The following is a 25,445-nucleotide window of genomic DNA, read 5'->3' on the forward strand; positions in this document are numbered from 1 at the left end:
CCCACAGCATGACCGAGTATCTCCTTTTATAACGGCAAGGAGACATCACCAAACTACATAATTCTATAAAGCGTCCATTTCGTTCTTAATAAAGAAAGTTTTATTCAAAAAAAATTATTTATTTACTACTTTTATTTTTTTGAAAAGATCGAAGTCTTTTTCATTTAAAATAGCCCCAATGAATTTCGCCTTAGCGAACCCTAATATTTTTTTTGCTTCAAGTGCTTCCTCATAGGTTGTTTTACCCCGAGCAATTACTAATATTACACCATCACATATATAAGCTAATAGCTTCGTATCCGTTACTTCTAAAACAGATGTAGAATCAATCAAAACTATATCATAGGATTTTGCTGCCCTTTTTATTAATTGATCCATCATTTGTGAACCGAGTAATTCAACTGGATTAGGAGGAATCGTCCCACTAGTTAATAAGTCTAGCCCGCCTATTCCCGTATTTACGATAGCATCCTCGATGGTTATTTTACCGTTTACAATATCTGTAACACCATTCGTATTTGAAACTTTAAAGATTGAATGGATGCCTGGGTTTCTCAAATTAGCATCAATTAATAGGACGCTTTTCTTCTGCAGAGCGATTGAGACAGCAAGGTTTGCTGCAGATGTTGACTTCCCTTCTCCCATACTTGGAGAAGTAATTAAAAAAGTGCGGCTATTCTGGTCAGAAGTTGAAAATTTCATATTTGTAATGATTGTTCTATATCGCTCAGCAATGATTGAATCAGGATTCGTATAAGCAATTAAATTTCTTTTTTTCGTTGTACTTCCATTTAATCGTTTATTTTGGTCCAATGGTTTCACCTCTCAAATCTAATACACCTTCCTTATTTTCCCGTTTGATATTTTTCTTATTCATTTTAGGAACTGAACCTAAAGCAAATAGTCCCAAAAGTTCTTCAACTTCCTGTTCTGACTGAATTGTATCGTCTAGGGAGTCCAATAAAAATACCAGCCCGATTCCTACTACTAGACCAAAAACAAAGAAAATGACAATTGTACGGTTTTGATTCTCATTAATTGGATAGGGATTTACTTTTGCTTCCGAAAGAAGACGAACACCATTAAAGTCTCTAATCTTTGGAATTTCTGCTTTAAATACTGATGCTGTAGTATTAGCAATTTGAGCAGCCAAGCTAGGATCAGTATCGACTACACTAATACTAGTTACTTGGGAGTTAGCAATGCTTTCAACAGTTATTTGCCCAGCAAGTGCCTCGGGTGACTTTGCAAGATCCAGTTCTTCAATGACTTTCCCCAAGATGACTGAATCCTTCATAATAACCTGAAGAGTATTCCGATTATCAGCATCTGCTTCCATAATTATCTTTGTAGAGGATCCATATAGCAAAGTCGTTGTGTAATGATGATAAAGCCCTCCAGCAAGGGTAGAGAGTACTGTTATAGCTACAATGATCCAAATGCGTTTCTTTAGTATTTTATATAATTCCTTTAAATCAATTTCCTTTGCTATTCTTTGTTCTGTCCTTTGTGGGATTTTGTTTAAATTCATAGGACCACCTTTTAGTACGTATTTTGGAACCGAACGAAAGCCTTAGTTATTACCGTTCCTTATAAAGAACACTATGGTTAAAAAAAATAGAATAAATAGTGTATCCACCCTTATTTTCTACAAATTTTTGTAAAATAAGCGTATATACCTATAAATTAATAGGATTATATACTTATAATATTTCTTTATAAAGAACGTGTCAACGGTTATTTAATTAATCATTACGTTTTTGAAATGGTGTTTTTACTTTAATGATAGAACTCCCATTTGTTTACCAAGCAAATGATTAAACATCCCCCTATTTTCTTTCGCTAATTGATGATATTCACCCATTTGAATAATTTCTCCCTGATCTATCACAATGACCTGATCGGCATTACGAATTGTAGATAAGCGATGAGCAATGACGATAATCGTCATCGTTCCCTTTAGTCTTTCTATAGCACTTTGAATTTTCGCTTCATTTTCCATATCTAATGCACTCGTCGCCTCATCTAATACTAGAATGGATGGTTTTCGTAATATGGCACGTGCAAGAACGATACGTTGCCTTTCTCCACCAGAAAGTCTAATACCACGATCACCAATGAGTGTATCAAGTTCTTGAGGGAGTTTTTTGACAAACTCAGCTGCAGAAGAGAATTCCAGCGCTTCCCATATTTGTTCTTCACTTGCGGTTGGTTCAATCATTAATAAGTTATCTCTTATCGTTGCATTAAAAAGAAAAGGATCTTGTGGAACATAACTTATCGAACGTCTTAGTGACAATAAATTATCAGTCGTTAATGTATTCCCATCAACTAGAACTTGACCCTTTTCCGGTTTATTTAGTCCCATTAACAAATCAATTAATGTACTTTTCCCTGCACCGGAAGGGCCTACGATGGCAGTCATATGATTCGCTGGAATTTTCATGGTAATATTTTCAAGCGCATAGGTAGACTGATTTTGATCATATCGAAAATAGACATTTTGACATTGCAGTCCTTCTTCAATTAGAATAGGTTCTACATTTGTATAGCTCTCTTCATTTAGCTCCTTCGCTTCCAGGCATTCATTTTGTAAGTCAATTAGAGCCTTAAATGAAGGAATTAATGAGCCTAATTGTTCCAAGTTCGACTGAATCCCACTAATTCTGGGCCATAGTCTTGCAAAAATAACGATAATTAACATTAATTGTGCAGATTGTGCTTGAAACATCTTAATAGAATAAAATACGAAACCAGCAATTAAAAAAGCAGAAACAATTTTATAGATAAGTTGAGAAATAGTTTTCAATTTAATTAATTCCATTACATTTTGTTCAATATTTAAACTTAAAGAACGAACCCAAGTTAAATGAGTTTTCTCTAACGTATTGCTTTTAATGTCCTTAATTCCATTAAAATGATCGGTTATACCTGCCAAATAAGCTTTTGATAACTCTACTGTTTGGTTACCAATCGTATTTGATTTTCTAATAAACGTCCGAGAAAAGAAGATAAGTGCAAATCCAAATAGTAAAACGGCTACGGTCATCTGTGCTGAAAGCCAAAATGCAAGGCTAATTTGTATGAAGGTAAAAACAAGTGAGGTAATGAACTGAAGAAACATGTTCGTTCCCCCAGCAACACGTGCTAATTCTGTTGTCATAGAGTTAATGATATCAGATTTTCTCTTTTTCAGAAAAAATCCCCAGTTAGCTTGAATGAGAGCCTTATATGTTTCATCTCGTAAATGTCGAATAAATCCTTGTTGAATCCTACCATTCAAGATCATTTGATTACGTTGAAAAAGGGCATGACCGATCATTAATAAAACATATATGGCTAGAATAAGAGTCAAACCTACATTTTCGGGAATTCCTTGAAATATATGATTGATGGAAGAAATAGGCGAAGCTTTTTCTAAACGAACATCTAACATACCCGAAAGACTAATTAAAGGAATTAACAGGAAAACACCAATTCCTTCAAATAAGCTAATTAACATCATCCCTATGAGATTAAAATATAGAACTCTTCCTGAAAAGGAATGAATTCTCTTTGTGAAATATAAAACATTTCTCATTTATGCGTCCTCCTACGACAACACGTGCTTCCTCGTTTTTCTCCAAGCCCATAAAAAAGGCCGTAAAGGAAAGTATAAAAAGTGAAGATATTTTGGTAATGGCAATGCCTCTGCATCCTCGGGATAGGGATGCAAAAAACTCATGATGAAGAAAAGCTTTTGCTGGTTGGACATTAATGAAAATAAATGACGTTTATGATACCTAGCTACATCCTCCGGAACAGGATCTGTATGTAAGTTCACCATGTTTTCTAAATAAAACACTGCCTCTTGAGCTAGCTGCCTTGGTCGAATCCCAGATACTAATGGTTTCATTTCTTTCCCTAATGAAGTTTCTAATAGCTGTGAAGTTAAAATAAGCGCTTGCCCTCCTACATGAAAATATTGATATTTTTTCAATAATTGAAGGAGCTTTGGATAATCAAGCTTTTGTTTTACTATTTGATGAATATCCACTAACCAGCGTAGTCGGGACCAGCCGTGACGAGCACCATGTGAAACAAGAAATAAAAATAAATCCTCTCTTCCCAAATAGGAGACGGAATCACTGGTAAAAGAACTAATTCTTTTCCGTTCCCACAATTCATTAAAGCTCGGTTCCTTCCCAGGACCAGGATTTAATCGCCAATGAACTTCGAGTTTAATGTTAGATTTAGGATGAAAAAATGTTATATGGTGATGTCTCCATTTCCAGTCGCTTAGTATCGTTTGAAAATAATCATCTTTTACATAACCTGTTTCTATTAGTAAATTTTCCACCTTTTCAAGATCATCTAAAGGAACAAGAACATCTAGATCGCTGGATGTACGAAGAGAAATATCTCCATAAAGATCCGCAGCCAGCACCGGACCCTTTAGTACTAGAAGATGTATGTGATTATTGGCAAATAGTTTACTTACTTGTTCTATTTCCGCACTTAAGTTAAGCATTAGAAAGGTGTTTTTTTTATAATTTTCATGAATAACCTGATAAACATCAGTTGGTATAAGGCTATTCAACTTTTTTAATTTAGTATTTAATAATGGATATAAACGATGATGCATCGCTAGTTCAAGAAAAAGGTTCCAATCAATATCTGTAGCCCATTCCAGGCTTTTTATATGAATGTCTATGTCATGTTCTGTCTTAATAATTTCAAGTAATAATTTTAATTCCTTAGGTATATGTTCCAAATTGAAGTTGAAATTGTTAGTCACATTCTTTCTCCTTTTACCTCTTCATTTACCAATTGTTTTCGCGAATTTACCAACAACAGTAAACCTATCCATTACTTCAAATCCTGTAATATAGTTAGGTCCGCTGCGAAGCCATGCATGGGCAATCATCTTTCCCGTCTCATCTTTCGCAGTTCCTAAATAAATAGTACTTTCAATTTGACGTCTTTCCAACATTTTCATTGCAGCGATAGCCTTAACAAGACACTGGCTTTCCCAAAACGTATAGCGGCTCATAATATTAACCGCTTGAGATACATGCTTAAGCACCTTTCTATTAGATTCATCTATACTTAAAGATGTCTCATTCATTTCCTCCCCTAGAAAAGGGGCAACCTTAGAAAACGGCATAAATTTGAGAATACGAGCCCATCCCAAATAAATAAAAGCTTCTGTAAATATAAGCGTTGTTTTCATATCTAGTGAGAACAATGTTTTGAACTTTTTCACCATATTCATTTAGACTTCCCTACTTCTTATCGAGAATAGAATACTAAATTACACTTCTTCGCCAAGCTTAAGTAAACCTTCCTCATTCAACAGTTCCAAAAAGGAAATGACCTGTTCCTCACATTCAGATTGCTCTACTTCATATTCAGACATTAACGCATTGATCAATTGAGTAACCGATATCGGCTTTTCAATACGATCCCATATGGCTCCACCCATTTCACCTAAATTGTAGTATTTTCCATTACGGACGCTCAACATAACCTTCTCTCCGCCCATGTCACTGACTATATTTCCTTTACCTTGTGCAATTAACTTATTTAATGATATAGCCTGTTTAATCATTACTTATTCTCCTTTATTTACAGTATTTAATATTAGGGATGCTAATTGAGGAGCACTAAATCCAGACACTGGTCGATGTAATTGATAAACATCAACTTTATTTAGGATAGATGCAGAGGTAGTAAAATGCCAGTCCATTAATCCTAAACGCGGGATAAGAAAATTACGATATGTATGACTGAATAAGGTGTGAAATCGTTCCAGTTTTTCGATTCGACGAATTTCTATCTCTGTATTCTCTGATTTTACTAGTTCAAACACACCTGCAAGAGGTAATGGATCGGCGAAGTATTGGGATTGAACGGGAACACAGAATTTAGTTTCCCTACCATATATAGAACGATATTGACTTGTTTCCATTCCAAACTCTGTTAAACTTTTCTGCCATAGCTTTTGCTGAGGATAGGCGGGTGCAACAAAAGGAATATCGTCTTTTGAAAAAGATAGGGCTATAACATCATCGCTTAGAAGTTGATATCCTCGATTTAAGAAAGTTGTTGCCAGAGTTGATTTTCCAGCCCCTTGATCACCGATAAAAGCATATGCCTTTCCATCAATGGCTACTGCACTGCCGTGTAACGGAAATATTTTTCTCTGCATTAATAACACACCCATACAAGTTCCGAGAATAACAAGCCGAATCATATCCTCATCCTCTTCTGCCATAGGGGAAACAATTATTGTTTTTCCCTCTTGGACAGAAAACGTTGCAATATTGGGAAATTGAAACATAACTAGATTTTCACTAATGACAAATTCATTTTGTTTATCTGATAAGTCAAACCATAGATTTGATAGATTTCCAATTTTTATTTCTATATCTATAAAATCCACTTTATTATCTATATGAGGTAATTCTGGCAGGGGAATTTCACTAATGATAGATAAGCCAAAAGCCTTATACGCCACTTTTTTCTCAGCTTTTAACATTCTTTTCACTCCAATATATCCATGGTTATGTTAAAAGCCCTTATACTTTCTTTGTTGTATAAGGGCTTTTAACATGTAAATCCTAAAATGCTAACAATCTACAAGATTCCATATGTACGAAATCAAGGCAGAATTATTGATTAAGCAAAATTCATCTTCTTACTTAACTGAAGGTTAATTCGTCAAACCCAGTGCCAGCTGGAAAATCATTATCTAAATGTTTTCCAGTCTTTCCAAGCATAGTCATATTTACATCAAGCACTTCTAATACAGGCTTCTGCCATTCCTTTTTCATATTCTCACCTCCTTTCAAGCAAATTTTTTAAGATAACGATAGACAATTAAACTACGCATTAAAGTTCTATAATCAGGATCCGTGTAATATTTCGGTCGAGGTCCCTCCTCAACTTTTAATCGGGATGTTTTTATCACTTGACCATCTAAAAATTCTAATACCTTTTTATCTGTACTAAGTTGCTCAAGTTCTTCTATAAAGTCGTTCCAATACGGAATCATTCTATGAATCCCATCAGCACCTTGAACACCCCGAGTACGTTGGTTTAATCTAACTTTATCGGGTAAATAATTTTCTGTGGATCTTCGGATAAGTGCCCGATCTAACCCATTTTGAACATATTGTTCTTCTGGCACAGATAAACAAAAACGGACCACACGCAAATCATTTGTTGGATCACGCTTCCATAATCCGTAACGTAAAGATAGTTTGGAGATAAGTGTATTTCCTGCATTCCAAGGAAAGATATCTTCAAGAAGAATTCTTCTTTCCTCATTTATATTTGGCGGGGAAAACCACCCTGTTTGATCTATACCATATTCTTTAAGTTTTTTGAAAACACCAGTACGCTCTGCGAATGCCGGGTTAATTAGCGTAGGAAGTCTATAGGGTGTCCCTTGTGGAAAAATTTGATCAATAATTGGAAATCCAATTCTTAAAATAACTGGAAGCCTACGCAATCTAGCTCCGCCCACATTTTTACTATATTGATTTAATTCTTGAAAAAGACGAAGCCACTTTAGCTTCTTTAGAAGGGTGGCGTAATGGTCTAAAGCAGACCCCCAGGATATGGTGAAGTTTCCTCTGTCACCGTTTAGTAATACCCCTATTCCTAGCTCATGAGCTTTCTCAAACACGCCCCTTAACCAGAAGGAGTTCTCAAAGAATTTGTATGGCATTTCCAATTCTTTCAAAAAAATATCAATTTCTGAAAAGGAATTCTTCCCCTCAAAATCTAGGTAATGTTCTGTAATACCTCCTACATGGTGTACGGTTGATTTAATAAATGGTCTCTCATCAGGTATTAATTGTTTAGGTGTAAAATCCTTAAAATCATTTGGAGGAATATAGCTAAGAGTATGTAATCTTTTATTTTTCTCTCGCATAGTTTTTACAGCAAAACTAACAACTGCCCCCGAATCCAAACCTCCACTTAGCTGAGAACCAACATTGCGATGCGTACGTAACTTTGAGTTTACTGCCTTTTGAAAAACCTCTTGAAATGCTTCTACATACTCTTCATCTGACTTTAGTTTTAATCGCTCTCCTGAAGAAAAGGTGCCATATCTCGTTAATTTTATTTTTCCTCTATCGATCTTAATGGTATGGAATGGAGGTATTTGCTCGATATTCCTATAGGGTGTCAGACGAGCATCCACTGTATCTATCGTTCCGGAGATAGCCAAAAATTCAGCAAGCCATTCTTCATTTAGTTGTTTTTCAACATAAGGTAAGGACAACAAAGGTTCTATAGTCGTGCAAAAAGCAAATTGAGATTTATTTTGGTAATAATAAAGGGTTCGATATCCCGAGGCATCCCTTGCACCGAAAAGCTTTTGCTTCTTCTCATCCCAAATCATAAAAGCAAAATCGCCAACTAAATACTTTGGAGCTTCTTCTCCCCATTTTTGGTAGGAGTGTAAGATCAATTCACTATCCGTCATGATTTTTTGATCAGCATGATCCACTTGCAGCCTTTCGAATAGCTCGTCACGATTATCAATAATGGCATCCGCTGTAATGGCCAATTTCCTTTCATAATCGTAGAATGGTAGTTGCTCACCAACTGACTCCGGTGTAATCCATTGTGCGTGGCAGCCGAGGAAGATATTCTCTTTGTACCATGTTTGAACATCGTCAGCCGGATATTTTTGTAAAGCCTTCATTAATCCCCTGCCGTGCTCAATCGATATAGGCTCGTCATTACTATGAAAAATTCCGGTTATTGCACTCATTTTTTCCTCCCGTTATGTAAGCTGCAAGTTAATGGAGCCAATGTGGATGGATCATCGTTAAAATGGGGCTCATCAATCTTCAATAATGGCACATCAGATTCTGTCTAATTGGCGTAGCTCCTTGTGTACAACATTCTTTATTTCCTCTACAATCACTGATTAGACCTCATTTGGCTTCTTAATTAAAGAACAATATGACATCGTTCATCTTACTATTAACTTTACATAGTTCCTTCGACATACAACTTGTTATTTCAATTTCCATAATTCCAATCTATACTACACACTTTCAGTTCTATATAAAGAACATACAAACAATAAAAAAAGCAAATTATCTATATTAAATCTGCCAAAAATTAATTTATCCTTATATTAATTCATCCATTTAAATGTTCATTATAAAGAAATATTTCTTTTTTTAAAAATTATCATCTTCTCTATAATCTGTCAACTTTTTTCGCAATGTTGCGAATAATTATTTTTCAAAGTTTCACTATAAAGAATGAACATTATTTCATAAGCAATTACCAAATAAACAAAAACACCGGTAAGCAGAAACCTTTCATCCACTACTTATGTCGTTGCATAAGTAATATATCGAGCTTTGTTTCAATCCTGTTTAAAGTTTGTAGCAGGGTTTCCTGAATTTCAGACTCTTTTAGATTACTCTTTTGGGCTGATTCGTATATCCATTGCTGCTGATATCTCAATGCCTGGGTAGACGGACTGATATTCTTTCCATTCCTTTCTTCCAACTTCTATCACTTCCCTCTATGTAATAAAAAGTACTATTATATTGATTCCAGCTTTCCTTCTTGAGAATTATGTTGCGGATTTTTTGTAATGAATTTACGGACTTCCTGAATAGATAAGCCCATTTTTTTGGCCTCTACCATTAATACAAGCCATTCTTGATCTATTTCTTCGTCCAATTTATTCAACTTTCCCATCCCCCAGTGCTGTATCCAAATAATCAACGCATTCATTAACCCTACTTATAATGCCATTATTATTTTCTCTACTATGATTGACCTTTTGTTCTTGTTTAAGAAAATAAATTCTTTATTAAGAATACTATATGCCAAATTCCCTATATTATCAATCTATTAAAAATAATTTTATCTAAATTTTTCGATAATTTTCCTCAGTATAAGATCGCATTTCACAGTCTCTTCCGTCCATACGACCTACTCTACCTAATACGAAACTTTACACCTTTCAGTTAGGATTTTCCAAACCCAACCATTTGTGGTTATTAGGTCATCATACTTGTATCAACAGTTTTCATGATACCGGCTATAATACGGTGATAAATAACTAAATTACCTTATAATTCTACATTTTTCTGCCTTTCCTGTACGATTTATCCTCTGATTTTTTCTCATATCTTTTTCACTTTCTTTTATTGGCGTGAAGGTCTAATTGGCTCAGAGAAAAATCTTGCTATTAAAGTGCGTCTCAAAAAGGAGGATAGAAAGAGCTGGGAAATTCACGGGGCTCATCCCCTAACCTTTCGCATATGCAGGAATTCGCGAGGAGCAGAGAGATAGAGCATTGATGTAATTTGACAACTATTTTTACCGGACTTTTTGAACAACCTCTAAAAGAATACTCGTTATCACTCCCTAATTTAACACCTAATATAAGGTGAATGATTGATGATATATGATCATTCATTATGAAAATCCTGAAAGTCAACTACTCCATTCATTGTAACTAGCAAAAAGAGCATCGGATTCGATGCTCTTTTTGTCCTTAATACTAGATGAACCTTGATTACAGCAAAACCCTAACTGGACTGATTATCCCACATTAGATGAATATCTCCCTGTACATTAAGCTTTTACTTAATAATCCTTTTAGCACCGATATATCGATCCTTCCAGTATTTATCGCTCATTTTAACAATTTTTACACCTTTTGTAGTGCTCCCGATAAATGCACCATCACCATTATAAATGCCAACAAAAGAGACTTTTCCTTTTTCTCCTGTAACATAGAATACCAAATCACCTGTTTTTAAGTGTTCTTGCTTAATGGATTCCCCAGTCTTATATTGTTCAGCACTTGTTCTCGGAATCTTCATCTCTGTCGCTGCATCTTTATAAACATACTGAGTAAACCCGCTTGCATCGAATCCTTTAGGAGTCGTCCCACCATATTTATAAGGACTTCCCACATAAGTCTCTGCTACAGCCGCAACTTCATCGCCATAATTGATAGATGCTGATGCATTAGCTGGTCCAAAAATAAACGCTACGATCAAAACCACAAGTAATAATACTGCTACAAGCCACTTTAAAACTGGTAAACGAAAACTCATTCTTTTTCCTCCCCAACCTTAAAATAAGTCACAACTTTAAATATATGATGAACTTTCCCTTTGATACTTAGATTTTCCTTTTCTCTCTTCAATTTTTTATGTACAAAACTTCTAAGGTCCGATGGATTATTTCTACTTAGTTCGTTCTTTCTACTACCCTATATAAAAATTCTTGTTCTTCATTTAGTTGAACTTGGGTAACTGACTCTTTATTTAGTTGTTTCTTTACCTTTATTTGTTTTTAATTAATTAGCATTGGCTAGTTGTTTTTTTTAATTTGCATCAGTTTCAGTGAATAAATCACAATGGAAAATTCCGCTTTATCACATTAGGGTCGTCCTTATACACAAACGTCGCTTCTATACCAGAAGCGACTGTTTTTTTGTATACTACTTTTTCTCTGATTTATTATCCTTACTTTTTTTCGACTTTTCATCCGATTTATTATCCTTATTCTTTCCTGACTTTTCATCCGATTTATCATCTTTGTTATTCCCTGAATTCCCCTCCTCTTTCTTTTGTTTTTCTACTTTTACCCCATAACTAATACTGCGAATATGAAACATTGCCAAGCGAATAACTTCTTCGTTAAAAATTAGCGTAACGAATTCATCATTAATATCAAAAAGCACACCTTCAAGCCTCTCAGGTCCGCCACGGTTAATGTTCACCCATTGAGACTTCAGATCGCCTAGTAAACTTTTAAATGTAGGAGCAGTTTTATATGAAAAACCTTCGGGGATCTCTAGATTAAAATCTAATCCTTTTTTCACATTTTCTGTAATACTCTTGATATGATTTGTTTTATAGTATACAACTCCTTCTTGCTCTGTTAATATCGCTAAATGGTCATCTGTAATGCCTAATAATATTCCTATCCGAGATTCCGGCCCACCTCTATCTAACCTGAGCACTTTACCAATCATATGAGTAAACAATTCCTTATTCATAATGTTGCCCCTTCCATATAATCATTTTCACTGTATTTATATGTATCATGCAATGACATTGTGCCATGTTAAATATCTCTATTCTTAGAATATGAATAGGAAATATGTATAGTCCCTATCCAAATCCGTTGTATATTTAAGAATTTCCTGTAGATAGATGAGTGCAATAATGACCGAACAAAACTATGGCCCAAATTCGGGATAAAATAAAAAAACCAGACTCTAATTAAAGAGTCTGGTTTATATATTGTCAATATTAAGCTTTTTGAACGTTTGTAGCTTGGGGTCCACGTTGACCTTGTTCTACTTCAAAAGTTACTTTTTGACCTTCGTCTAATGATTTGAAGCCTTCACTTTGAATAGCAGAGAAGTGTACGAATACGTCGTCTCCATTTTCACGCTCGATAAATCCAAAACCTTTTTCTGCATTAAACCATTTAACTGTACCTTGTTCCATTTTTGTTGCCTCCTAGTGTGAAAAACACACAATGTATTACTATCCCTGCCCAAAGTGATCATTAAGACGAAAAGTTGAACTTATACAATCCTTTTCACCGAACAAAAATAATTCTTCTTTATCATAACAGGTAATGTAAACAAATGCAAATCATTTCACATGATTACTCATTCTACTCATAGTTGTTTAACATTTATTCGGAGTATTGTTTTCTATTTATTTCTGAAGGAAACGGTACCTTGGCAAAATTATGGATAGAAACATAAAGAACATCAACAATCCCTTCCTTATCCATATTCCTCTGTGAGCCATGTAAGCAAAGAGATTCACTTTTCAAACGGAATTCGACAAAAATATTTAAACTTTACCTATAAGTTTAATCGGGAATAATGCAAACTGGTAAACGATTATGCCTATAAACATCATGGCAAATCCCTATTCTTTTGCTTATTTTTCTTTTACAATCATTTTTCAAATAATTAGTTTCATCTACTTGTAGAAGCTGCAACCATTTGAATAGGTACGATTACTTTGTTTCACGCCCTAATCTCCCCTGAACCATTTTGGATGGACACTATTGTTCTATATGTGCATAGCAGGAGCATCTTATTACGAAACTACCTTTTCGACTGTCGTATTCCTTTGCACACTTAGTCATCCATCATTTTACTATCGGGAAAATGTATGCTGAATGTTGTTAAATCACCATTAGACACACATTTCATATAACCATCATTACTTTCTATAATTTTCTTACAAACGTAAAGTCCGATTCCTGTTCCTAATTCTTTCGTTGTGAAAAAAGGCTCGAAAATTGATTCTGTGATTTCACTAGCAATGGCAGGCCCGTTATTTGATATGCTTATCACCAATTCATTCCGCTCAGTGAAGGCGTGTACAATCAATTTTCTCGGCTGTTCTTTATTCTTTAATGCATCAATAGAATTCATAAAAAGGTTTAGAAAAACTTGCTTTAACCCATTCCTGCTCGCCGTTACATACAAGTCCGGAAAAAATACGATCTCTACATTTATGTTAGCATCGATTATACTCGCATAAGTTAGTTGTTGGATTTCTTCGATTAATTCCATAACGGAGATCTGCTCTCTTTGTCCTTCGTTAAAATCAGCTCTAGAGGTGTGGAGGAATTGCGTAATTCTAAAATTCAACTGATTTAGTTCATAATCTATAATATCTAAATATTTAAGATTGGGGTTCTCCTTTTTCAGGAGTTTATTAAACCCCATCACAGCCGTTAAGGGATTTCTGAATTCGTGAACAAAACTGGATGATATTTGGCCCAAGACCGCTAATTTATCTTTGTGATTTTCGCTTATAAAAGTATCTTTTTCGTCTATCACATCATCTTTTAAATTTGTATATCTTGTCACGGCATGATAGCTGAATGTATCAAAGTGTTTGTTGATGGCTTCAATGAACAATTGAGTATCATGAATAGGAAGATTTGCTCCAAAAATATTTCTGACCATAATATTTCTCCCTAAATTAATATTGTACAGAAAGTCTCCAATATTAATATTTGCTTCAAGGCGTTCAGTTGCAATCTTGTAAGCCAATTTCCTAAGCACTTCTTCGGACAATGACCCTTTAATTGTATTCATGACCAAAGAAAACATCTCATACCCATTTTCTTTAATCGTTTCTTTGTATGGGTCAATTTCATTGACTATCATGGTCTCGTTCCATTCATTTAAAAACAATGATTGATGTTCTTCTAAATATTGGAGTAATACTTTTTTAGTCTTCAATTGGTCCGATGACGATTCCATATTATTGACCACCACATCCTATTGTTAAATTTTAAGTTTCCTGATACTAAAATCATTCGACACAATGCATCAAATTCCTGCACTTTTTGCGACATAATAATGTATATTCCTTTGAAGTGTCATTTTATTCCTTCTATTTAGCTGAAGGGGTCTGTATACATAATTTTTTTTAACCGCTAACTCTTAGATTGGCTGATTAATTTATACAAAACAAAGACCTTCAACATATTGCTGAAGGTTCCATACGTTCATTCCATTTCTATTTACTAATAATCGTTTCTTCTACTTCTCCTACTTTTGTCTCTTTCATACGGCTGAAAATCGTAGCCAGGATCGGTCCGGAGATGTTATGCCAAACGCTAAAGATGGCACTTGGTACGGCTGCCATTGGTGAAAAGTGTGCGGTTGCGATCGCAGCACCTAAGCCAGAATTCTGCATACCCACTTCGATTGCAATGGCTTTTTTCTTAGATAAATTCATTTTAAAGAGTTTACCGAACAAGTACCCTAGCAAGTAACCAAGTAAGTTATGAAGAATAACAACAGCGAAAATGGCTAATCCAGTTTTGGCAATTTGTTGCTGGCTAACAGATACAACGGCTGTCACAATAGCTACGATTGCAATAACAGATATGAGAGGTAGCGCTTTAGCACTCGCTTGTGCTTGTTTATTAAATAATTTTTTCACAATTAAACCTAGCACGATTGGGAGTATGACAATTTTAACAATTGAAAGAAAGAGTCCGCTTGGATCTACTGGTACCCATTGGCTGGCAAGTAATAAAATAAGAGCTGGTGTTACGATTGGTGCAAGAACAGTTGTAACCGATGTAACTGCAACTGATAATGCGACATCTCCTTTTCCGAGATATGTCATAACGTTTGAAGAAGTGCCCCCTGGGCAGCAACCGACTAATATTACACCCACTGCAATTTCCGGTGGTAGCTGCAAACCTTTTGCTAAAGCAAAAGCAAGACCCGGCATGATGATAAATTGGCCCATTACGCCGATAAAAACATCTTTCGGCCTTTTAAACACTTCTTTAAAGTCGTTACCAGAAAGAGTTAACCCCATGCCAAACATGATAATTCCTAATAAGATCGTAATGTAAGGTGCAATCCATGTAAATCCAGATGGTGCAAAAAAGGCAATTGCGGCAAATACAAGCACCCAAATAGCAAAGGTTTTCCCCACAAATTGACTGATTCGTTCTAAAGTTTTCATAATAACCAAAACCCTTCCGTGTATTTAATATCTTGCTATAGTATAAGTCAAATAATAAATAAATAAAATATTCGAAATGATTAAATTTGCGTGAATATTTGTTAGCGGTTTCATTCATTAGACAGACATCTTCCTTTGAAACACTATTTATTCAAGTAGCGATAAGCTATTCTGGGATACTTTTTTTGAGATGGTGCAAACTAAAGAAGTCAGTATTGAAAGGAGTGAATAAGTATGAGTCGCGGTAAACATTTTAATCACAAAGAAAAAGGACATCCTGGAAACTTCCCTGCAAATAGCTTGAGTGAGGAGAAGGAGCACAGTCGACAGTTTGAACAAGTTGAAGATATTGTTACACATGAGGCATTTAAGAATCGGGTAAAAGAGGACGAAATGCCTTAGATTACTACGTATATACAAATCGTAAAAAGGTCATAATCGTCACTCACGATGATTGTGGCCTTTCCTTTGTTTATCCTCGAAACGTTAAAGAACCAAGACATTATAGAAATATCTTGGTTCTTAATTTAAACGGCTTTATTTGTTTTCCGTTTCATCTTTTCTCGTACCTTCAGCTAATTGCTCAAAAGAATTGACTTTGCCATGTGGATTTTGCGATTGTTTTCGCTCTCTCCATTGTCGTTCTTCTTGTCGTTTAGATTGAGTCATTTTGATAAGTCTCCTTTACATAAAGTGAAGGCATCTTTATTTCATGTATCAGGTCTGACAAATGTAAATCAGTGCATGCCTTTCCACTCACCTTGGTTTTTGGACGCTTTTTCTTTTTTCGCTTTATTTTTATGTGCTTGATTAGCGTTTGCACTGCCAAATTCTCGAGAGAACTCTGAATCCGTTTTGCTTGAATCAAATCCTTGTTTGTTCTTTTGATCCGCATCATTTTTCTTTGTTCGTTTTGCCATGGATACCCCTCCTTCTTGTCTTTAGTATGAGAATAGAAAGAAGAAATATACCTTGATTTAAAACAGATAGCTTTACTATATACTCCATATATGAAGGACATTTCGCGAAAAAGAATAACATATTTTAAATAGGTGAACCCCTAAATAGTTTCTCAAATGGGTTGATTTCTAATTTATTGGCTCCCCCATATAAATTACACAATTACAGTTAGTAAGTCTTCATTAGCCCGAACAGTCGCGTTGTTTGTATGCGTCACATCAAGATATTGACTCGTATTAGTTATGACAACAGGAGTCGTTATTTGATATCCTTCAGCTTTTATTTTTTCTATGTCAAACTCAATCAACAGATCGCCATGCTTCACTTTATCTCCGAGCCGGACATGGGATGTAAAATATTGACCTTTCAAATTCACTGTGTCAATGCCGATAAAAATTAAAATTTCTGCTCCATCTTCTGACGTGATTCCAATCGCATGCTCCGTTGGGAACAATGTAGAGACAAACCCATCTACCGGCGAAACTACCTCTCCTATTTCCGGCTCAATCGCAATTCCTTTCCCTACTGTTTCAGTTGAAAAAAGTGGATCATTAAACATGCTTAAAGGAATAATTGCCCCACTTAACGGACTTATAATCGTTTCTTTTTTTACACTAATTAAATCTGTTTCGAATATTGACTTAGTAGAAACTTTTTTGTTTTTATCTTCAAACCCAAAAATATACGTAAATAGGAATCCTAACACTAAAGCAACCATAATACCGATTACATAAAATCCGATCGGTGTAAATGCCGGAATAGACAATAAACTTGGGAGAGCAAAAACGGTCACTTTCGCTCCAAGAGCACCATTAATAGCGCCTCCAACAGCTCCTGCCACTGCTACATAAACCATCGTTCGTTTATATCGTAAGAGGATTCCATAATTGATTATTTCTGTAGTACCAGCCAATGCACCAGGCACGATTGCTGAACCAGCGAGCGTTTTCAATTTCTTATCTTTTGTTTTTAATAACACCGCAGTTGCCATCCCAATTTGGGCAAAAGGTGCTGCTGCAGCCATTCCGATAATTGGATCAGGGCCATTCGCAAGATTTGCGATGGCAATAGGAATAACCGCCCAATGAAGACCCAAAAGAGTAAGGAAAGTCCAAACGGCACCTAATACTGCCCCTGTTAAAAGTCCACTTTTTGAACTTAAAAACTCGATAACTGCCCCAATACCCTCTCCGACAAACATACCAAAAGGGCCGAAAACAAGCACCGTTAATGGAACAATAATAACTAATGAGATCAACGGATTGATAAACATTTGAATGTCTTTGTAAATAACCTTTTTTAAGAATTTTTCTAATACCGCATAAATAGAAACAGCAATGAAGATTGGAAAAACAGTAGAGGAATAGTTCATTAACACTACAGGGATTCCAATAAAATCTACATGTTCTGCTTTACCTATTAAATCAGTAAAATGCGGCTCCAAAAGTGCCGCCCCAATAGTACCGCCGACATAGGCATTGGCACCAAGTTTAATTGCTAGCGTAATTCCAAGAAAAATAGGAAGGAAATAAAAAACCGCATGTCCAGCTGCAGAAAGAATTGCATAGGTACCGCTTTCAGTAGACACCCACCCTAGCATAGTGAGCACGGCTAATAACGCTGATAACAACCCTGCACCAGCAAGCACGCCCAATATGGGTCCGAAGCTTCCCCCGATTATTTCTAAAACCTTATTCATCACAGACTCCTTTTCGTCATCTGAATTAAAATCCCCCAATTTGTTGATTTCCTTATATAGATTTTCAACAGTGCCCTCTACTTTTACTAAAAAATGTCCGTTTCTTTCTTCTACACTAATAACTCCCTCCGTATTTTCCAAGGCAAGTTGATTTGCTTTTGTCTTATCTTTCACCTCAATTATGAGCTCTGTTGCACTGGTGACAAGACTTGACACATTTTTTTCTCCCCCAATTTGTTGAAGGATTTTCTTAACAAACTGTTGATCATTCATATGATGCGCCCCTTTACTTACTCTATTCAAAAAAGAAAACCTTAAATCAATCAGTCAAACTCTACAATAAGCCACTGTTCAATAAGTTTGCTTTACCAGTAAAAATTCCGCCTTAAATTTTTCTTTTATTTAACTTACCTAACCTAGGCTTTTAAACAAAAATCATCATTCTTTGGACATAACAAGTAATCTTTACCACGCAATTTTCTTACTAACCAATCGAAAACGTTTTCTATCATTTGACTGACTATTGAAATATTACAATTTATTATATCTTTAATTTGTTTATTAAACAAACAAATAGAAAGCGATTTCCCACTTTTATTTTTTCTTTCCCCCATAGACTGCACACATGCTGGCACACAAAAAAAAGAAGTGGAATATATCCCACTTCGCTTTTCACTATTATTACTTCATAGAAAGATTCCCAAGAAATGAGGTTCCTCGGAAAGAAAGGACCCATGTCCCAAAAGAAAACCTCTTATAAATTGTTTAAGAATTCTCTAACTGCGTCTGGCGTTTTGGCGTTAGCGCTGTGTAAATGAGACAGCTTTTCGCCATTTTTAAAGACTAACAGTGAAGGGATTCCCATTACACTTTGTTCCTCTGAAATTTCTGGGAACTCGTCGCGGTCAATTGTAAACCATTGTTTATCTTGATGCTCATCTGTAATTTCATCAATGAACATATCTAAACGTTTGCAGTCTGGGCACCAAGTTGTCGTAAACACGCCAATCGTTACTTCATCTTGTTTGATCTGTTCACGATATTCTTGCTCAGTTTTGATTTGTTTCATGTTTTCTCCTCCTATGAGTTCTTCTATCTTATTATACAATTTTTTCTTTCTTTACTTACAGAGTTTGCTCAAAAAGTCCGGTAAAAAAACTTGCGAATTGCATCAAAGCTCTGTCTCTCCGGTCCTCACGTATTATTATATACGCGAAAGGTCTCAAGGCGATCGCTCGCAGAACTTCTCTGCTCTTTTTATCTTCCATTTTGAACACGCACTTACGGTCCTTTAGAAAAATTATTAAGGCTTATTGACTGATGATACATTCATGTACCTACTATTCGGTACATTTAGTAGTTTATCATGCTAATTAAATGTTTAGCAAGGAAACGAGTATGTGTTTGTAGATACTTTGAATCTCGCTTGTTCTGATCATCGAAAAGAACTGTTGCTAGATTCATCTATACTAAGATTCCGTCTGGATTCTCTCTGTTAAATGATAAAGTTCTAACCAATGATCTGTTCATATAGTAGTTCGATGGGATCTGGCTGATAAAGTGAAACTTCCATCAGTGGGAGGTTTTTTTATCCCCCACTGATGGTTAGTCCCGTTCTACTGTCGCTAAATCTCCGATAAAGCGACACTACGAACCCGATTGGTTCAACTAAACCTCTGCTTACGCATCGGTAAGTTTCACTGTATCTCACCAATCGGGGATTTACAGGCTGTTTATCCCCCACCTATTTATTTCTTGATTCTCTCACCAAAATTGAGGTGGGGGTTTTACAGCCTGTTAAACAGGGATAAACAGAAAAAAGAAGCATCATTTTCGATACCTACGTTACATTTATCCCCTTTTTATTCGACTGTGATTTCTGATTTTTCAAAAGTGAATAGTGTAAGCTGCAAGGTTCTTAATATCTCGTAAATAGACGTAGTCCAAAAGGGGCTATCCGTAACTCTACACACTTTATCATTAAAAATAGTTTAATAGTGTCCCCGAAGCCATTCTTATTTTGAATCTACCTGTTTCACATAAATAGCCTGCGAAAAACTTTTGCTTATGCAGCCTGCTAAATCCTCTTCACTCAATAAACGTAGATGTATGGCAGATTTTATCTTCCCTTCATCCGGTTTTTTCTGAATAAGATCTGTTAAATTCAACTCTTCTAATCTATGAACTGTAACTTCTTGATCAAACTTTTCTGTTGTTCTTATTTGTCTTTGCACTTTGTAATCACTTATCATCAGATCACCTTTAACAAGTTTTCCGACTGATTGATCAAAGTGTTGATTAAAGTCATTTTTTAAATCATCTAATTGAGTTTCTATTTCCTTTTTCTTGCGACTTAGCTCAATGAATTGAGCCAGCTTGTCTCTTGTAATCAAGTTATTCTCGCTATTTTTCAATTCTTTCCCCTCATTCCATCTATTGATAGTTCATCATATTGTGTTAGGAGGGGAGATATACCTTAACTTGATCATTTTGTTTAATAAAATTTCGTGTGAATGATTTATGTCCTTTTGTTCATAATTCTTCTATTGGATCAACTCATGGCATTTGTCCAAAATAGATATCATAATCCACCTCATCTTTAAACTCAATGGGTCCTACATCCATACGGAACTTTCCATTTTCATATAATACTGGCGAAGCTTCAGAATGATCTTTTGAATAGCTTTCAACATGAGAGATCTTCATTTCCTTCGGATTCGTGAAATCGATATGAGCGATGCACACCCAATATGCATTGTCATTTCTTTCTAATAAAGGTGCAATAACTACATCTCCCATATGGTTGTCAACAACCGCTTTCGCCCTCAAAGAGAAGAAACTGCCAGCACCGTTACTAACCGCGCTATAGGCAGCAAACATTACATACCGTAATGCTTCCGGTCGAAAAATACGAATCGTTTCTTTCCCTGACTCCTGTGAATCTCCATCAAGAACGATATAAGGAGCCACAGAAGAGGAACCTAGATCTCGGTAATAGACTTTACCCACACTTCCATTGTCCGTTACATAATAGCAATAAAGGTCCAAATCTTTGTCTGTTTCCCATTCAAGTGTTGCAGTTACCGTTTTAGATTTTTTGATATTAACGGATTGCTTTTTCTTTAATTCTATTTTAATCGGTTTAGCAGCTGGTATTGGTTGAGATTCCGGCGATACTTGCTTTTGTTCAGCAACCAGTGTCGTTGTTATTTCTGGTTCCACATCGATACCAAAATCCTGACATAAAGCTGTTAATCCACCAAAATATCCTGCCCCAACGGGATTAAATTTCCATTCATTCGAGTATCTATACAAATCCGCTACGATAATGGCACTTTCATCCGTAAAGGAGTAAGTAATCGGAAAGCGCAAGAATTCCATTTTTGTCTCATCATTCACTAGGCGAATCCACATATTTGAGACTGCCTGGAAAAAGTGTTTTCTATCTTCAGCATGATGAATCGTCAGCGAAAAAGCAATTTTTTGTACATGGGTGGATATTCTATCCAAGTCAATCAGGAATTCTTGTTTATCTGTCCCTGAATTAGATTGTCGTAACGTAACAGATCCACAACTAGACACAGGTTGTCCATAAAAAATAAAATCTTCTTCCTTTGTTATTTTTCCATTTTGACCTAGAATAAAAGCAGAAGCATCGATCTCCATATTCAATTGAGCATCCCAGTGTAATCCCACGCTTAGTTTTCTCAAACCATAGTTATTCTTCGTTACATCAGCCTTTTGCCCTCTAATTAAAGTAGGTATCATATTCACAACTCCCTAATCACAATACTTTATTCCTACTATCAATTATACTGTGTGGCTATGATTTTCATAGCATCAGGAAAAATTGGATATCTAATGTCAATTCTCTTCTATTCGAGTTCTTCAAATTCTTCTTTCTATTATTTAATGTCGCGTAGTTGCCATCACTAGTTGCTGCCACACGTTTTAGCTCCTATTGCTGGTTGTCATCTTCATCAAAGCTGATGATGTTCCCAGCACAATTGCCAGGTAGACATACTCTATTTCCACATCCGCACATATCATGTATGGAATTCTAAGAAAGAGAAGGTGGAGAGATGGTATACCCTCAAATTCAATATGTACAATTTCCCGGACAGTATGATCGGAATTACTGGAATCCCCATCAACCTTGGCATCATCAACAGTGGAACCCTTATCATCACATGCATGAGCAACCACATTGGCACCCTCAGCATAATTGGCATCAAGGACATCATTACAATCACGATGGATATCATCACGGACACAGCGGATGGGATCATCACGGCTATCCACAGATGCAAAACCCCATGTATGGACATAATCCAGGAGAGTATCATACTCATTGATCCATAGTAATAAATAGGCTACCAAAGGCAGCCTATTTATCTTGTTCGTATAGGAAAGAAATTCTGTACTCAAAAAGATTTTACCTGAGAGCGAAATCCCCAAGTCTTCTAGAACGAGCGACAAAATGGTATCCTATCCACGATTGCGTCCTCTTTCTTTCCAGATGTTCATTCATGATTTTTAAACCTATTAAGCATGTGTACCTACTTCCAATCTAAGGTCAAGGAACCTTTGCATAACTTCCACCATATACTCCGCACTTGTCAGCTCTAGTCCCAAATGATACGAATCAACAGCCAAATTCCAACGTTCTATTTTTTCATGATCATTGAAAATACTAAACAGTTGCGTTTCAAATGATTGTTTATGATCAAGTTCGAATACAAGCGACGAGTCTTTTAAATAGCGTAGGTTGATTTCCTCTTGACCAGGAAGCATCGAATGAACAAAAATTGGCAGTCTTTTTCTTAATGCTTCACTAATGGTGACACCACCAGGTTTCGTAACGATTGCATCTACCTCTTCATATAGCTTGTTCATTTCTGATCTTGATGATAAATAAGGGAATGGTTTAATATGGTCTAAATCCCAAGTAATGATTTCGTCATACAGCTTTCGATTATTGCCGCAAAGCACATAGAAGTCGAGTCCTTTCGATTTCTTTAACTCTTCAGATAGCTTTAATATCCCTCCAAGGCCGCTATTTCCCCCAGATATTAGGATCTTTGGTCGACTTACGCTTTTCGGGATACAAGCGGTCGTCATAATTTCTTCATGTACCGGAATCCCCGTAACAATCATGCTTTGATTCGGAATTTGGTGCTTCCTTATCATGGATTCTTTCACTTCTTGACTAGGAAGAAAATGAACATCAATGCCTTCCTTTCCCCATATATTATTGATAAAAAAGTCAGTGTACACGTTAATAGTCGGGATGTTACATTTCCCTTTTCTTTTTAACTGACTTAGTAGATAAGAAGGGAAGCCATGTGTACACACAATTAAATCAGGCTTTTCCTCTGATAACAATCGCTTCATTTTGTTTAAGAATATATGTTGATACCATTTAAAGAAATGTATTTTTGTAGGGGGTACATAGAAAAAATTCTTATAAGCAAGATTATACGTTTCAGGCGCATACCGAATCCAATTTAGATAACCATTGGAAATCATTTTCTCTAACGATTCGTTTGTATAACTTAACAAATCTATTTTTTTAAGAACAACCCCAGTTGTCCTCATTTTTAACATATCCATTAACGCGTCTGCCACTTGGTGGTGTCCAGACTGCATTCGTAAGAGAGGTAAAAACAAGATTTTTTTCATATATGTCATCTCCTAATTTCATAAACCATCCATCCTATTATACATTTACCATAAAAAGACGATCTACATTTTTTAGGACATTCTCCTCTTACAATGTATCATTTTTTAGGGCATGCTAAAATGAATTTTTAATGATACTAGTAGGGTATTTATTCGTTGAATCGACTACCTATTTCTGGATTTCAGCTTCTTTTTAACAAAGTTAAATGAAACATATAATAGAAAAAGAGCTAAGAACAAAACACCTAAATAGGGTACATAGGCAGGATTAATCGGAAGAGTACCACCAATATAATACCCAGCAACGATGAATGGAACGGTCCAGAGAATCGAGCCGATCAGCGAAAATAAGAGATATCCGCCAAAACGTATATGGGAAATACCCGCAAAATACGGATTTATTTGACGTAAACCCGGAAGATAAAATCCAAACAAGATTGTTTTGTATCCATTTTTCGTAAATTTACTACTCGCTTTCCCTAGTCGTTCGTTGGTTATCCCCACGTACTTGCCGTATTTATTGATAAATGGGAGACCAATGTATTTGCCACATACATACGCTGTAAGCATGCCAATAAACGCACCAGAAATGGAACTTACTACAGCCCAACCAAAACTAAGTTTATGGTGAACAATCAGAACGCCAATTAAAAATAGCAATGATTCTTCGGGAGCAGGAATCCCTACAATTCCCAAAAATAAAAACAGAAAAATAATCAAATATCCGTATAAATCTATATAATGTAAAATCGTATCAATATTCATATAACCCTCATCTACTTATAATTCGCTTAGTGTGATAAAACGCCTTCCCTTTTCTGTCATTTCCTTAAGATAAATTTCTAAGTTTTCGAGCATATAGTGCGGTGCTTCTTGATCTGCACCAAATGTTTCGCCACAGTCATGAAGCAGAAGAATAGAGCCTCCTGCCGTCGTGTTTCGTAATTGATCGAGCAATTCTTGTTTACACGTCTCTACCTTCCAATCGCCAAAAATATTCGACCACATGATGACCTTATACTTCTTACTTCCCCATAATGTAAACAGATTAAAATGCCCCCAAGGTGGCCGATAAAGAGTAACCTTCTCATGTGTGCATTCATTTATTGCTTTTTCCGTTCTAATAAGCTGGTCCTTTAATTTAAATGGGGACATCAACCAGCTTGAAATATGATCGTAATGATGGATCCCAATTGCATGACCTTCTTCATGCATTCGTTTGATGATTTCAGGGTTTCTTTTCACCTTGCTGCCCACTACAAAAAAAGTTGCCTTCACACCATAGCTTTTTAATATATCTAGTAAAAGGGGCGTATATTGAGGATTAGGCCCGTCATCAAACGTTAGAGCTATCCTATTTTCCTTTTGGACTGTCTTTATTATTCCTAAGTTGCAGATCCGAATAAGTAGCGTCGGGAGCACTGAATAAACAAGAACAAGTAACACAATAACAATAAAACTAATGATCAAGATCTTTATCACGAAAAAATACCGTTCCTTCCCATTACTATTTATTCATTCTAGATAGTCTTTTTACGTTTTTTTCCTATTATAATGTTTTATTATATGTTTTTCTATAGTCTCCTGAA

At 35.7% G+C, this 25,445-nt stretch carries 26 protein-coding genes; 1 reads left to right on the forward strand and 25 read right to left on the reverse strand.

What is annotated here, in order from left to right:
* Nucleotides 1-114: 114 nt before the first annotated feature.
* From JNUCC23_RS19375 to JNUCC23_RS19445, 15 genes are all read right to left on the reverse strand, one after another.
* Entirely contained in the window at nt 115-813 is a 699-nt protein-coding gene (locus tag JNUCC23_RS19375) for a CpsD/CapB family tyrosine-protein kinase (protein ID WP_454213100.1), read from the reverse strand.
* A complete protein-coding gene (locus JNUCC23_RS19380; protein WP_454213102.1) occupies nt 800-1,531 on the reverse strand; it encodes a YveK family protein in 732 nt (243 codons plus the stop codon). Before JNUCC23_RS19380 ends, JNUCC23_RS19375 begins: the two co-directional genes overlap by 14 nt.
* Before the next feature lie 243 nt (nt 1,532-1,774).
* On the reverse strand, nt 1,775-3,580 hold the full coding sequence (locus JNUCC23_RS19385) for an ABC transporter ATP-binding protein (RefSeq protein WP_454213103.1): 1,806 nt from the start codon (nt 3,578-3,580) through the stop codon (nt 1,775-1,777).
* A 12-nt stretch (nt 3,581-3,592) separates the two neighbouring features.
* Nucleotides 3,593-4,777, reverse strand: a complete 1,185-nt coding sequence (locus JNUCC23_RS19390; RefSeq protein ID WP_454213105.1) for a nucleotidyltransferase domain-containing protein — start codon at nt 4,775-4,777, stop codon at nt 3,593-3,595.
* A 21-nt stretch (nt 4,778-4,798) separates the two neighbouring features.
* Nucleotides 4,799-5,254, reverse strand: a complete 456-nt coding sequence (locus JNUCC23_RS19395; RefSeq protein ID WP_454213107.1) for a lasso peptide biosynthesis B2 protein — start codon at nt 5,252-5,254, stop codon at nt 4,799-4,801.
* A gap of 39 nt (nt 5,255-5,293) precedes the next feature.
* A complete protein-coding gene (locus tag JNUCC23_RS19400; RefSeq protein WP_454213108.1) occupies nt 5,294-5,590 on the reverse strand; it encodes a lasso peptide biosynthesis PqqD family chaperone in 297 nt (98 codons plus the stop codon).
* Nucleotides 5,591-5,593: 3 nt separating this feature from the next.
* The gene (locus tag JNUCC23_RS19405; RefSeq protein ID WP_454213110.1) at nt 5,594-6,520 is read right to left on the reverse strand and encodes an aldolase; all 927 of its coding nucleotides are present in this window, start codon (nt 6,518-6,520) and stop codon (nt 5,594-5,596) included.
* 163 nt (nt 6,521-6,683) lie between these two features.
* Nucleotides 6,684-6,815, reverse strand: a complete 132-nt coding sequence (locus tag JNUCC23_RS19410; RefSeq protein WP_454213112.1) for a paeninodin family lasso peptide — start codon at nt 6,813-6,815, stop codon at nt 6,684-6,686.
* A 14-nt stretch (nt 6,816-6,829) separates the two neighbouring features.
* On the reverse strand, nt 6,830-8,770 hold the full coding sequence (locus tag JNUCC23_RS19415; protein ID WP_454213114.1) for a lasso peptide isopeptide bond-forming cyclase: 1,941 nt from the start codon (nt 8,768-8,770) through the stop codon (nt 6,830-6,832).
* Between the two features lie 791 nt (nt 8,771-9,561).
* Nucleotides 9,562-9,711, reverse strand: a complete 150-nt coding sequence (locus tag JNUCC23_RS19420) for an anti-repressor SinI family protein (protein WP_454213116.1) — start codon at nt 9,709-9,711, stop codon at nt 9,562-9,564.
* A 902-nt stretch (nt 9,712-10,613) separates the two neighbouring features.
* A complete protein-coding gene (locus tag JNUCC23_RS19425) occupies nt 10,614-11,093 on the reverse strand; it encodes a C40 family peptidase (RefSeq protein WP_454213118.1) in 480 nt (159 codons plus the stop codon).
* 389 nt (nt 11,094-11,482) lie between these two features.
* Nucleotides 11,483-12,043, reverse strand: a complete 561-nt coding sequence (locus tag JNUCC23_RS19430) for a hypothetical protein (RefSeq protein WP_403075279.1) — start codon at nt 12,041-12,043, stop codon at nt 11,483-11,485.
* A 256-nt stretch (nt 12,044-12,299) separates the two neighbouring features.
* Nucleotides 12,300-12,500 carry a cold-shock protein gene (locus tag JNUCC23_RS19435; RefSeq protein WP_028393766.1) on the reverse strand — a complete coding sequence of 67 codons (201 nt, stop codon included), beginning with the start codon at nt 12,498-12,500 and terminating at the stop codon, nt 12,300-12,302.
* 650 nt (nt 12,501-13,150) lie between these two features.
* Nucleotides 13,151-14,290, reverse strand: a complete 1,140-nt coding sequence (locus tag JNUCC23_RS19440) for a histidine kinase N-terminal domain-containing protein (protein ID WP_454213120.1) — start codon at nt 14,288-14,290, stop codon at nt 13,151-13,153.
* Between the two features lie 259 nt (nt 14,291-14,549).
* Nucleotides 14,550-15,515, reverse strand: coding sequence for a bile acid:sodium symporter family protein (locus tag JNUCC23_RS19445; protein ID WP_062186059.1), 966 nt, complete (start codon nt 15,513-15,515; stop codon nt 14,550-14,552).
* Between the two features lie 234 nt (nt 15,516-15,749).
* Here JNUCC23_RS19445 and JNUCC23_RS19450 point away from each other — a divergent pair, with 234 nt between their 5' ends.
* On the forward strand, nt 15,750-15,917 hold the full coding sequence (locus tag JNUCC23_RS19450) for a hypothetical protein (protein ID WP_172796890.1): 168 nt from the start codon (nt 15,750-15,752) through the stop codon (nt 15,915-15,917).
* 135 nt (nt 15,918-16,052) lie between these two features.
* Here JNUCC23_RS19450 and JNUCC23_RS19455 read toward each other — a convergent pair whose 3' ends face one another.
* From JNUCC23_RS19455 to JNUCC23_RS19500, 10 genes are all read right to left on the reverse strand, one after another.
* Nucleotides 16,053-16,184, reverse strand: coding sequence for a DUF6254 family protein (locus tag JNUCC23_RS19455; RefSeq protein WP_403075289.1), 132 nt, complete (start codon nt 16,182-16,184; stop codon nt 16,053-16,055).
* Between the two features lie 68 nt (nt 16,185-16,252).
* Complete coding sequence (locus JNUCC23_RS19460; RefSeq protein WP_214751159.1) at nt 16,253-16,435, reverse strand: hypothetical protein; 183 nt, start codon at nt 16,433-16,435, stop codon at nt 16,253-16,255.
* Between the two features lie 194 nt (nt 16,436-16,629).
* Nucleotides 16,630-18,447, reverse strand: coding sequence for a glucose PTS transporter subunit IIA (locus JNUCC23_RS19465; RefSeq protein WP_454213122.1), 1,818 nt, complete (start codon nt 18,445-18,447; stop codon nt 16,630-16,632).
* 481 nt (nt 18,448-18,928) lie between these two features.
* Nucleotides 18,929-19,243, reverse strand: a complete 315-nt coding sequence (locus JNUCC23_RS19470) for a thioredoxin family protein (RefSeq protein WP_403075295.1) — start codon at nt 19,241-19,243, stop codon at nt 18,929-18,931.
* A gap of 946 nt (nt 19,244-20,189) precedes the next feature.
* The gene (locus tag JNUCC23_RS19475) at nt 20,190-20,588 is read right to left on the reverse strand and encodes a hypothetical protein (RefSeq protein ID WP_403075297.1); all 399 of its coding nucleotides are present in this window, start codon (nt 20,586-20,588) and stop codon (nt 20,190-20,192) included.
* A 142-nt stretch (nt 20,589-20,730) separates the two neighbouring features.
* Complete coding sequence (locus JNUCC23_RS19480) at nt 20,731-21,942, reverse strand: TerD family protein (protein WP_454213125.1); 1,212 nt, start codon at nt 21,940-21,942, stop codon at nt 20,731-20,733.
* Nucleotides 21,943-22,125: 183 nt separating this feature from the next.
* Nucleotides 22,126-22,602, reverse strand: coding sequence for a hypothetical protein (locus JNUCC23_RS19485; RefSeq protein WP_454213126.1), 477 nt, complete (start codon nt 22,600-22,602; stop codon nt 22,126-22,128).
* A 117-nt stretch (nt 22,603-22,719) separates the two neighbouring features.
* A complete protein-coding gene (locus JNUCC23_RS19490) occupies nt 22,720-23,856 on the reverse strand; it encodes an MGDG synthase family glycosyltransferase (RefSeq protein WP_454213128.1) in 1,137 nt (378 codons plus the stop codon).
* Nucleotides 23,857-24,021: 165 nt separating this feature from the next.
* Nucleotides 24,022-24,621: a DedA family protein gene (locus JNUCC23_RS19495; protein WP_454213130.1), complete on the reverse strand. Its 600-nt coding sequence runs from the start codon at nt 24,619-24,621 to the stop codon at nt 24,022-24,024.
* A gap of 15 nt (nt 24,622-24,636) precedes the next feature.
* Nucleotides 24,637-25,338, reverse strand: coding sequence for a polysaccharide deacetylase family protein (locus JNUCC23_RS19500; protein WP_454213132.1), 702 nt, complete (start codon nt 25,336-25,338; stop codon nt 24,637-24,639).
* Nucleotides 25,339-25,445: the final 107 nt, after the last annotated feature.

This window comes from Peribacillus sp. JNUCC 23 (assembly GCF_053653995.1).

Coding starts and splice junctions, on each gene's coding strand:
- JNUCC23_RS19440 (WP_454213120.1), bottom strand. CDS start 14,290: ATGGAATCGTCATCGGACCAATTGAAGACTAAAAAAGTATTACTCCAA.
- JNUCC23_RS19495 (WP_454213130.1), bottom strand. CDS start 24,621: ATGAATATTGATACGATTTTACATTATATAGATTTATACGGATATTTG.
- JNUCC23_RS19450 (WP_172796890.1), top strand. CDS start 15,750: ATGAGTCGCGGTAAACATTTTAATCACAAAGAAAAAGGACATCCTGGA.
- JNUCC23_RS19395 (WP_454213107.1), bottom strand. CDS start 5,254: ATGAATATGGTGAAAAAGTTCAAAACATTGTTCTCACTAGATATGAAA.
- JNUCC23_RS19490 (WP_454213128.1), bottom strand. CDS start 23,856: ATGAAAAAAATCTTGTTTTTACCTCTCTTACGAATGCAGTCTGGACAC.
- JNUCC23_RS19415 (WP_454213114.1), bottom strand. CDS start 8,770: ATGAGTGCAATAACCGGAATTTTTCATAGTAATGACGAGCCTATATCG.
- JNUCC23_RS19465 (WP_454213122.1), bottom strand. CDS start 18,447: ATGAATGATCAACAGTTTGTTAAGAAAATCCTTCAACAAATTGGGGGA.
- JNUCC23_RS19385 (WP_454213103.1), bottom strand. CDS start 3,580: ATGAGAAATGTTTTATATTTCACAAAGAGAATTCATTCCTTTTCAGGA.
- JNUCC23_RS19430 (WP_403075279.1), bottom strand. CDS start 12,043: ATGAATAAGGAATTGTTTACTCATATGATTGGTAAAGTGCTCAGGTTA.
- JNUCC23_RS19425 (WP_454213118.1), bottom strand. CDS start 11,093: ATGAGTTTTCGTTTACCAGTTTTAAAGTGGCTTGTAGCAGTATTATTA.
- JNUCC23_RS19380 (WP_454213102.1), bottom strand. CDS start 1,531: ATGAATTTAAACAAAATCCCACAAAGGACAGAACAAAGAATAGCAAAG.
- JNUCC23_RS19435 (WP_028393766.1), bottom strand. CDS start 12,500: ATGGAACAAGGTACAGTTAAATGGTTTAATGCAGAAAAAGGTTTTGGA.
- JNUCC23_RS19405 (WP_454213110.1), bottom strand. CDS start 6,520: ATGTTAAAAGCTGAGAAAAAAGTGGCGTATAAGGCTTTTGGCTTATCT.
- JNUCC23_RS19470 (WP_403075295.1), bottom strand. CDS start 19,243: ATGAAACAAATCAAAACTGAGCAAGAATATCGTGAACAGATCAAACAA.
- JNUCC23_RS19410 (WP_454213112.1), bottom strand. CDS start 6,815: ATGAAAAAGGAATGGCAGAAGCCTGTATTAGAAGTGCTTGATGTAAAT.
- JNUCC23_RS19480 (WP_454213125.1), bottom strand. CDS start 21,942: ATGATACCTACTTTAATTAGAGGGCAAAAGGCTGATGTAACGAAGAAT.
- JNUCC23_RS19455 (WP_403075289.1), bottom strand. CDS start 16,184: ATGACTCAATCTAAACGACAAGAAGAACGACAATGGAGAGAGCGAAAA.
- JNUCC23_RS19445 (WP_062186059.1), bottom strand. CDS start 15,515: ATGAAAACTTTAGAACGAATCAGTCAATTTGTGGGGAAAACCTTTGCT.
- JNUCC23_RS19460 (WP_214751159.1), bottom strand. CDS start 16,435: ATGGCAAAACGAACAAAGAAAAATGATGCGGATCAAAAGAACAAACAA.
- JNUCC23_RS19400 (WP_454213108.1), bottom strand. CDS start 5,590: ATGATTAAACAGGCTATATCATTAAATAAGTTAATTGCACAAGGTAAA.